The sequence below is a fragment of the Ventosimonas gracilis genome, assembly GCF_001580025.1.
Classification (GTDB): Bacteria; Pseudomonadota; Gammaproteobacteria; order Pseudomonadales; family Pseudomonadaceae; genus Ventosimonas; species Ventosimonas gracilis.
In genome coordinates this window covers 1-9,715 of sequence record NZ_LSZO01000196.1, presented here as the reverse complement: position 1 = coordinate 9,715, position 9,715 = coordinate 1, and the positions used below count along the sequence as shown (strand labels likewise).

At 54.1% G+C, this 9,715-nt stretch carries 9 protein-coding genes; 3 read left to right on the top strand and 6 right to left on the bottom strand.

From position 1 onward, the window contains the following. Window positions 1-150: 150 nt before the first annotated feature. Window positions 151-1,377 (bottom strand): alkane 1-monooxygenase, encoded by a 1,227-nt coding sequence (locus AXE65_RS11355; RefSeq protein WP_079214151.1) that lies wholly within the window; start codon window positions 1,375-1,377, stop codon window positions 151-153. 21 nt (window positions 1,378-1,398) lie between these two features. Beyond that, complete coding sequence (locus tag AXE65_RS11350; protein ID WP_068392450.1) at window positions 1,399-2,430, bottom strand: 2Fe-2S iron-sulfur cluster-binding protein; 1,032 nt, start codon at window positions 2,428-2,430, stop codon at window positions 1,399-1,401. Between the two features lie 404 nt (window positions 2,431-2,834). On the opposite strand from AXE65_RS11350, the gene AXE65_RS11340 reads away from it, so the two are divergent. Beyond that, on the top strand, window positions 2,835-3,854 hold the full coding sequence (locus AXE65_RS11340; protein ID WP_068392447.1) for an AraC family transcriptional regulator: 1,020 nt from the start codon (window positions 2,835-2,837) through the stop codon (window positions 3,852-3,854). Here AXE65_RS11340 and AXE65_RS11335 read toward each other — a convergent pair. Next, entirely contained in the window at window positions 3,851-4,675 is an 825-nt protein-coding gene (locus tag AXE65_RS11335; protein ID WP_068392446.1) for an SDR family oxidoreductase, read from the bottom strand. The two genes, AXE65_RS11340 and AXE65_RS11335, sit on opposite strands and share 4 nt — an antisense overlap. Window positions 4,676-4,960: 285 nt before the next feature. Between AXE65_RS11335 and AXE65_RS11330 the strand changes: the two genes are divergently transcribed. Both AXE65_RS11330 and AXE65_RS11325 read left to right on the top strand, forming a co-directional pair. Continuing rightward, complete coding sequence (locus AXE65_RS11330; protein WP_068392437.1) at window positions 4,961-5,173, top strand: cold-shock protein; 213 nt, start codon at window positions 4,961-4,963, stop codon at window positions 5,171-5,173. A 59-nt stretch (window positions 5,174-5,232) separates the two neighbouring features. After that, on the top strand, window positions 5,233-5,730 hold the full coding sequence (locus tag AXE65_RS11325) for an RDD family protein (protein ID WP_068392433.1): 498 nt from the start codon (window positions 5,233-5,235) through the stop codon (window positions 5,728-5,730). Between the two features lie 5 nt (window positions 5,731-5,735). Here the strand turns inward: AXE65_RS11325 and thrC are convergent, their stop codons facing one another. The 3 genes from thrC to AXE65_RS11310 are packed head-to-tail and all read right to left on the bottom strand — an operon-like array spanning window position 5,736 to window position 9,232. Beyond that, window positions 5,736-7,145, bottom strand: a complete 1,410-nt coding sequence (thrC, locus tag AXE65_RS11320) for a threonine synthase (RefSeq protein WP_068392428.1) — start codon at window positions 7,143-7,145, stop codon at window positions 5,736-5,738. 21 nt (window positions 7,146-7,166) lie between these two features. Beyond that, window positions 7,167-8,471 (bottom strand): homoserine dehydrogenase, encoded by a 1,305-nt coding sequence (locus AXE65_RS11315; protein WP_068392426.1) that lies wholly within the window; start codon window positions 8,469-8,471, stop codon window positions 7,167-7,169. A gap of 35 nt (window positions 8,472-8,506) precedes the next feature. Continuing rightward, a complete protein-coding gene (locus tag AXE65_RS11310; protein ID WP_068392423.1) occupies window positions 8,507-9,232 on the bottom strand; it encodes a DsbC family protein in 726 nt (241 codons plus the stop codon). Window positions 9,233-9,715: the final 483 nt, after the last annotated feature.

Here is a 9,715-nt window from a genome sequence, read left to right as displayed (position 1 = left end):
ACGAAATCTCGCTTCGCTGATTTTCGAACGTTTGAAGTACCTATTTTTACCAGTCATATCAGGAAGTTATCATGCCATAAAAACATGTTTTCTTCCTAAGACCCTTCAAAATTATTGAAAAACCCGCCTTGCCAAGGCGGGTTTCGCTCTTTAAGCCATTTGCCCTTGCGCTATGACTTCACCGGAGGTTTTGCCGTAAAAAGCAGCATCTTTTTTGGCGGCCTCTACCAGCGCCGGTATGCCGCTTTTGAGGTTGGCTTCATAGGCCAACTCGCGTTCTCTGGTGCTGGCATAGTCCCTGTCCCAAGCCAGTACTTTGGGCACCATCAGACGGTTCCAGACGTGCGGCATCATGGCGAGGATGATGGTGCCGAGATAGCCGGTCAGCATCATCGGCGCGTCCGGGAAGGGGCGCAAATCCTGAAACGGCACTTCGCCTTGCGCATGATGGTGCGAGTGACGGGTTAAGTTAAACATCACCCAAGAGCTGATACGGTTATTGGCGTTCCAGGAATGCCGTGGTTGCACCGGTGTGGACGGGTCGCGCACCATGCCGTAGTGCTCCATAAAGTTGACGATTTCCAGCAGGGATTTTCCCCACAGTGCGCTGATAACAAAAAACAGTGCACCCGCTACGCCGCCAATCAACCAAGCAGCCGCAATCAAGCAGACGCTCATCAGATGGCCGGTGATGACTTTGTTATGCCAGCCGTACAGGCTTTGCCCTTTGCGTTTCAGGCGGCGTTGTTCAATCTTCCAAGCGCTGATATTGCCTTTGATGGTCGAGGCGACAATGTGATGGTAGACATTACGTCCGCGCGGCGCGGTCGCCGGGTCCTCAGTGGTGGACACATAACGGTGATGGCCGTAAACGTGTTCGATGGAAAAGATGGTGTCGAAGCTAAACGCGAGCAGCCAGCGCCCGATAAACATGGAAATCGGATCCCAGGTACGGTGGGTTAATTCGTGCGCGGTGATGGTGCCGACCAAGCCAATCAACAGACCCACCGAGATGATTTTGCCAACAAACAACCAGCCGAACTGCGACGCATCGCGTATCGCTATCAGGTCTACGCCCATTAACGACCCAAGCCAGTGACCGAACCCTAAGAAGTCCTGGCTGCTGACGCTCCAGATGGCGGTAAACAAAATGGCGCACAGTAGCGGCAAGGCTATCCACAGTTGAAAGGTGAGAATGCCTGGGCGCTTGAATTTGGGTGTGGTGACGTCATCGCCCAGCACAAAATCCCCGAGCAGGAAGAAGAAAAAAAGGATGATCGCCGGATACATGGCGTAAATCCCGAGTAGCGGGGCGACAATGGCGGTCAGGCTGACCAGATGAAATAGGGAGTATTTAAGGTAATGCAGGCTGTTCATGATGTGGCTCCTCGCTCGTCCTTAAGCAGCAGTTAAAACAGGTTGTTCGGTGGTAAAACGGTCAATATAAATCTGCGAATCAGGCACGCCGCAGGTGCGCAGTACATCAATGGCGCTATCAATCATGGCGGGCGGGCCGCAGAGGTAGACCTGTGCATCTGAGGCCAAAAGCGCCGGAATTTGGCTGCTGACAAAGCCGCGGGCGCCGTTCCAGCCGCTATCGGTACTTTCCTCAGACAGCACCGGCACAAAGGCAAAAGGCGCAGCCCACTGCGCGGCCATTTCACGGATTTCATCCAGTGCGTATAAATCGCGCTGGCTGCGTGCGCCAAACAATAGGGTTACCGGGCGGTGCGGGCTGTCGGCCAGCGCATCCTGCAACATGGCAAATATCGGCGACAGGCCGCTGCCACCGGCAATCAACAGCAGCGGGTTATCCGCAGGATGCAGGTGGAAGTCACCATAAGGTCCTTCAACGGTGATCCCTTGGCCTTGCAGGGCCTCGTCGTTAATCAAGCCGGTCAGCCTGCCGCCGGGCACTTTGCGGATAAAAAAGCTGACCTTGGCATCGGCTTGCATGGCGCTGGCAAAGGAAAAGCTGCGGTCATGCTCTGGCAGAGCGTCCAAGGTCAGCCTTGCGTACTGGCCGCAGCGATAGGGCAGGCTTTCCTCAAGCTGAATCACCAAGTGGGTGATGTCGTGCGTTAAATGCTCTTGCACCACGATTTTGCCGTGCACACGGCGTTTGCCCTGTTGGCGGCTCATATCAACTTCAACGGCTATATCGCTTAGCGGCACGCTCTGGCAGGCGAGAATATAGCCTTGGTCTAACTCTTCATCGGACAGTACATAGCCGAACTCAGTCAGTTCGCGCACTTTTCCGGAAACCAGCTTACATTTGCAGGTCGCGCAGCCGCCTACCCGGCAACCGTGGGGAAAATCAATGCCTTGGCGCAAAGCCGCTTGCAACAGCGTCTGCTTAGGCTCCACCACAACCTGGCTGCCATTGACCAGAGCGGTGCTGGGGCGTTGTTTTTTGAAAAAAGCAAACATGGCTAATCCCTTGTTGTAGAAAGTTAGGGTCTGCTCCCGCTTCAAACGCGAGCCGCGCTGCTGCTCAAAATTTCGCCAGACTAGGCGCAGCATGCAGCCAATGTGTACAACCTTGGCAAATGCTGCAACAACGTATGGCGAAATTTTGGGCGCAGCCCGAAGGGACGGGCCAGATTTTGTGCGCCGCTGTGTTGCTCGTCATTCATTTGCATAAGCACATTTCTCTCCTCGCGCCTTGCTGCGCGCAAAATCTGGCTCCGTCGCGGCCACGTTTGAAGCGGGAACAGACCCTCGGGTGGTTGCAGATTAAGAACCCTTAGCGCACAAAAAAATGGTCTGGATTGACAATCAGGGGTCATTAATTGACATTGCTTGCCTTGCCGCCTGTATGGAATCTTCTGTCGATGGCCGATTTTTTTCTTCCCGTGCAATATATGCGCTTGCTCGGCGAACAATTACAAACAATGGGCGTAAGCCAAGGGGATTGGCTTATCCGCTGTCATCTTGCGCCAAACCAACTGGACGGCGACTGGCAGCCCAGCTTTGCTGCCTTCAAAGCGCTGGTAAAACAAGCGCTTGAGCTTTCTGGCGAGCCGATGCTGGGATTACTGTTCGGCCAGCAACTGACCATCCGCTCGCACGGCATTATTGGCTTTAATGCCTTGCAAGGTGCCACGCTGCGCCAGACGCTTCAGTTTGTGGAGCGCTATCTGGCGGTGCATACCAGTTTGCTCAGCTTTGCCCATGAGCAGGATAAATCGAGAGATTGCGAGCATATTCGCTTGGTTATCGGCTATCCCTTGGCTGAAATTGAACGTCCAGTGCTCGAAGCGGTGATGATGGCCATTAAAAATGTCTTTGAGGCCATTACCCCTGTATCGGCGGACCGCGTGCAATGCGTGCGCTTTCCCTTTGCCGAGCCAGACTATGCCGAAGTGGTGCGGCAAATGGTCGATTATCCGATTGCCTGGAGTCAGCCTTGGGCCGGTTTTACCGTGGATTCGGTGCTGCTCGATATGCCGCTGCAACTGGCCGACCCGGTGACTTTTCATGAAATCGAGCAAATCTGCCAGCGCAAGCTACTACAGATGAATGAAAAAACCGCTCTTGGCGTGCGTATCCACCAATTGCTGCGCGAATTGATTTTGGAGCAGCACCGCCTGCCCAGTCTGGAATTTACCGCATCCCTGTTCAACCTAACCCCGCGCACCCTGCATCGCCACTTGGAAAGCGAAGGCACCAGCTTTAAACAGATATTGCAGGAAGTGCGTCACCTGCTGGCGGTCGAAGCCATCCGCGCGGGCAATCAGTCGATACAGGAAATCGCCTGGGCGCTGGGCTATCAGGATGTTGCCAACTTCCGCCGTGCCTTTAAGCAATGGGAAGGGGTTTCGCCTTCGCAATTTAGCGGCAAGGGACGCTAGAGCGGGCGATGCAAGCCAAAGCGCCGTTTAAGCAGGCGTTCGAGCAACGCTTGTGGCAGCAGATGAGCCATTAGCGGCAATGTCCAGCCACCTTTACCGAGGCGCAACAAACGCGGTCTACGTTTGCGCTGTATCACGGCGAGCAACTGGCAGGCAAACACATCAGCAGGTTGCGCAAACTGCTGCGAAGCCTGCACACGGGCGGTTATCGCACTGCGCAGCGGTGACCAGAGCGAATGGGGCGGTACTAAACGTTCAACTTGTCGCGCGGCGTTCACCGAAATCTGCGAGGTGACAGCGCCGGGCTGAACCTCCATCAGCGATACGCCAAATGGAGCCAGTTCCATGCGCAGTGCAATAGACAGCGCATGCACCGCTGCTTTGGAGGCGCAATAAGCACCGGCAAAAGGTGTGACCAGTACGCCCGATACGCTGCTGATATTGACCACCAGTCCGCGGCTTTGTCTAAGCAGCGGGAACAGAGCGCGAGTAAGACCAATCAGCCCGGCCACATTGGTGTGCATTTGCTCAAGAATACCTTGGCTGCCAATATCGAGTAGCGGCCCCATCTGTGCGTAGCCGGCATTATTGATCAGTACATCCAGCGTAACTTTTTCCGCCTGCAACCGGGTGAAGACGGCGGCGATGCTTTGTTCATCGGTCACATTTAAAGGCATGGCGGTAAAACCTGCTTGCTCCAGCGCTGTCACATCGGCGGTCTTGGGTGCGCTAGCAAACACTTGCCAACCCGCGCCTTTAAACGCCTCAGCCAGCGCCCGGCCAATGCCGCTGGAACAACCGCTAATCAATACCGATGGCATCGGTCATTCTCCCTACAGGAATAATGCTCAAATGCCCTATATTTGCATAATGTAAATCGGTAGCAGCGCTTGTGTTTGCAAAGCAGTTCGCGTAAGGTGAATGCGCTGTGTGTGCATGGGTCGCTTTGAACTGTGACTTGGTGTGGTTATGGCTTGGAGGCTTACTGCACTCCGTTGCCGCTCGATGTTTAGCTCTCTGCAACCAGTCCAGTCTCTTGCTGCTTTTGTGCGTGTAAGAGGCGGTATCATCCATTCAGATCCATCATAGCTTCAAAGGAAATAAATATGTCGAATCGCCAAAACGGCATCGTCAAGTGGTTTAACGATGAAAAAGGTTACGGGTTTATCACTCCCGAGAGTGGTCCCGATTTGTTTGTACACTTTCGCGCCATCGAAGGCAGTGGCTTTAAAAGTCTGAAAGAAGGTCAAAAAGTCAGCTTTATGGCCGTGCAGGGTCAAAAAGGCATGCAGGCCGATCAAGTACAGCTTGTGGGATAATTAGCCTAAACCACAAAAACCCCTGATGGAGACATCAGGGGTTTTTTATTGATATCGCCATGTCAAAAACACATTTACTGCGCCCTGAAGGCCTCTTTCCACCCGCCGGACTGGTTAGGCGCTTCGCCGCGATTTTTTACGATACGCTGCTGTGTATTGCGCTGCTGATGGTGACAACGCTCTGCTACAAGCTGCTGCAGATGGCTTTTTTAGGCGAGGGAAAACTACGTGCGCTCAGCGATAGCGGCGCACTCGATGGTGACCCGCTGCTAAGTTCGCTGCTGCTGCTGGTGCTGTTTGGATTTTTTGCCAAGTTTTGGACGCATAACGGGCAAACGCTTGGCATGCAGGTCTGGGGTATTCGCGTGCAAAACATCGATGGCAGTGCCATCAGCCTAAGCCAAGCGCTATTGCGCTTTGTGATCGCCATAGCGTCTTGGCTGTGCTTTGGCTTGGGTTTTTTCTGGGCGCTTTTGGATAAACAAAACCGCAGTTGGCATGACCTTTATTCCGGCAGCGTACTGGTACGGCTGCCGAAGGGTATCCACAAGAAATAGCCGCGTTAAAGCGGCTTTCCACGATTGCCGGAGGCCGCGATAACATCCTGCACGGCGTTAAGTGCATTGGGCAGCACTTGGTAGCGTTCTTCGCGCTGCATCAAGTCTCTTAGATGAGGTGGCAGGGCAGGGGCGCTGCTGATCCCCGCTTGCTGAGAGGCTTCCGGGAACTTGGCCGGATGCGCCGTAGCTAAAATCACCATCGGCACTTCGCGGTTACGACGGCAAGCCCGCGCGGCCTGAACGCCAATGGCGCTGTGTGGATCAAGTCGTTCGCCGCACTGTGCATAGACTTCGGCAATGGTCTGGCAGGTCTTCTCATCATCCACCGCGAGCGAATCAAACAGCTCGCATGCTTGCTGCCAGCGGTCATCGGCGATGGACAGTTTGCCGCTTTGCTTAAAGTCTTCCATAAGCTGCGCGACCGCCTCGCCGCTGCGACCGTGCAGGTCGAACAATAGGCGCTCAAAGTTGGAGGAAACCATGATGTCCATCGACGGCGACAGTGTGGGGTGCAGGCGGTCTTTGTGGTATTGGTTGCGGCTGATAAAGCGGTGCAGGATGTCGTTTCGATTGCTCGCGACAATCAGTTGGCTGATCGGCAGCCCCATATTGCGTGCGAGGTAGCCGGCAAAGATGTCGCCAAAATTGCCGGTCGGCACGGAAAATGCGACCGAACGCAGCGGCGCACCCAGTTGCAGCGCGGCGTAAAAGTAGTAAACGATTTGCGCCATGATGCGCGCCCAGTTGATGGAGTTAACCGCAATCAAGCGCGTGCCGCAGAGAAAATCTTGGTCGGCAAAACTGGCCTTGACCATCTCCTGACAGTCGTCAAAATTGCCTTCAATGGCGAGGTTGTGGATGTTATCGGCCAGCACGCAAGTCATCTGGCGGCGCTGCACTTCGGAAACGCGCTGATGCGGGTGCAGGATAAAAATATCCACCTGCGCGCACGCCTTGCAGCCTTCAATCGCTGCCGAGCCGGTATCGCCGCTGGTTGCGCCTAAAATCACCGCACGTTCGCCGCGCTTGAGCAGTGCGCGGTCGAGCAAGCGCCCCAAAAGTTGCAGGGCAAAGTCTTTAAAGGCGAGCGTAGGACCGTGGAACAGCTCCAAAAGCCATTCATTAGCGCCCAGTTGGCGCAGCGGAGCGACGGCCTGATGGCTAAAACCCGCGTAGGTTTGTTCGATAATCGCCTTAAATTCAGCGTCCGTCAGGGAACCTTTGACAAACGGGCGCATCACTTCAAAAGCGAGTTCTGAATAAGACAAACCGACCCAAGACTTTATTTGTTCGAGGCTAAAGCGCGGCAGGTTTTCCGGCACATAAAGGCCGCCGTCGTTGGCAAGGCCGGTCAGCAGTGCTTGTTCAAAATCAAGGGCAGGTGCTCGCCCGCGGGTGCTGATATAGCGCATGGGGTTTTAAGTCTTAAAAGGTTAATCGAGTGTTTCCAGGCGGATGCGCACCACTTTGCCATTCACCCCGGCAAGATTTTCCAGCGCACCGATGGCCTGATTGATGCGCGCTTCCTGCACGCGGTGGGTGAGCAAAATCATCGGTACCAAGCCATCAATCTCTTCGGCCTCTTTTTGCATGATGGATTCGATATTGATGTTGTGCGTCGAAAGAATACGTGCCACTTCAGCCAATACGCCGGGATGGTCTTGCGCTTGAATGCGCAGGTAATAGGCGCTCTCACACTGGTCAATGGGCAGCACCGGATGGTCAGACAGCGCCTCGGGCTGAAAGGCCAGATGCGGCACGCGGTTTTCCGGGTCGGTAGTGAGTGCGCGAACCACGTCCACCAAATCGGCGACTACGGCCGAGGCGGTCGCATCCATTCCTGCGCCCGCGCCGCAAAATAGTGCCTGGCCAACCGCGTCACCACTGACCATCACGGCATTCATCACGCCGTCTACATCGGCGAGCAGGCGTTCATCTGGAATCAGTGTGGGATGCACGCGCAGTTCAATGCCATCGGCGCCGCTGCGAGCGATGCCCAGATGTTTGATGCGATAACCCAAGGCTTCGGCGTAGTTCACGTCGGCGCGGGTAATCTGGCCGATGCCTTCGGTATAGACCTTGTCAAATTGCAGCGGGATGCCAAAGGCAATGGAGGCGAGAATAGTGAGCTTATGCGCGGCGTCGATACCTTCCACATCAAAACGCGGGTCGGCTTCGGCATAGCCTAGTTGCTGCGCCTCAAGGAGCGCCTCAGCAAAACTTTTGCCCTGCTGCTGCATGGCGGTCAAGATAAAGTTGCCGGTGCCGTTAATAATCCCGGCCAGCCAATGAATGCGGTTGCCGGCCAGCCCTTCGCGTATCGCCTTGATAATCGGAATACCGCCAGCAACGGCTGCCTCAAAGGCGACAATCACGCCTTTTTCTCGCGCTCGTTCAAAGATTTCGTTGCCGTGTACCGCAATCAGCGCTTTATTCGCGGTGACCACGTGCTTGCCTTGATCGATAGCCGCGAGCACCAGTTCACGGGCGGTATCCACCCCGCCAATCAGCTCAACCACAATATCAATCTGCGGATTATGGGCGAGCACAAAGACATCATCGGTGGTGGCAATGCCTTCGATATCGCACTTGGGATGCTTGGAGCGCAGCGCGATTTGCGCGACGTTAATGCCGCGTCCGGCACGACGGGCGATTTCTCCGGCATTGCGGGTAAGCACATTAAGCGTACCCGCGCCTACGGTGCCGAGGCCGCAGATGCCGACATTGACCGGTTTCAAACTGACTCCCGTATATAGCTGTCAAAAAGATAAGGTTACTTGGCCTCGATGGCCTCTTCAGCAAGCTGCGCCGCCGGTTGATAACCCGGGATCATCTGCCCGTTGGCGAGCACGATCGCTGGCGTGCCGCGCACACCGATAAGCTGACCGAGTTGGTATTGCTTTGCAACGGGATTGTCACACTGCGCATCAGCGACTTTCTGCCGCCTTTTGGCTTGGTTCATGGCGGACTGTTTATCGCTCGCGCACCAAACATTCACCAGCGTGTGGTAGCCCTCGCTGCCAATGCCTTGACGCGGAAAGGCGACATAGCGTACCTCTACGCCGAGCTTATTCAGTTCGCCCATCTCGCTGTGCAGTTTTTGGCAATAACCGCAGTCGGTATCGGTAAAGACGGTGATATGGGTTTTTGGATTTTTCGGGCTGAATACGACCATCTCTGAGACGGGAATGGCATTGATTTCCTTGGCAATACCTTGGCTTTCCGCCTGCTCGGTCAAATTGATGGCCTGCCCATCTTTAAGTTGAAACAGATAGCCTTGCATCAGGTATTGCCCATCCTTTGACGCATAGAGTTGCCGCCCGCCTTTTAGTGCGACCTGATACAGGCCGTTAATTGGGCTTTCGGCAATAGCCTCAATCGGCATATCCGCCTGCAAGTCTTGCAAGGTTTCACGAATCGCCTGCTCTGGCTCAGCCGCAGAGACCGCCATGCTGGCTGCCAAAGCAAGGCTGGTGGCAAGAATTTTTGGACAGACCATGACGGTCTCCTGTGATGCGGTAAATTTGCCAAGATTACCACAAATAGGCGTTATCCTCAGCGCCATCCTGCAATGAACAACGACCTTTAGCTAAACAAAAAGTGTAGAGATTTACCCGCCATCAGCCTTTACCTTGATGCGTTCTCTGATCATGATATTGAAAAACCCATTGCGTTTTTTTAGATTGAGTTTGCATCCTGTGCGGTCAAATAGTGCTTAAGCCCCGCCACTTTCCATCGGCGCTTTATAACAATAAATGTATCGCGCGATCACTCCATTATTATCTCAGTTACCTTTTGTCTGGTTGTTATGCATTAAAGCTAATCACAACAGCAAAATCGATAACGCCACAATGAAAATATTAAAAGTCGGGTTATATAAACTTTCACCGTTTACTAAGTTTTCACAAAGTAAAGTCATTTTTATATATAATATAGGCATGAAATGTAAACGGCAATCCGATGGTCGTGCTCACGATCATCA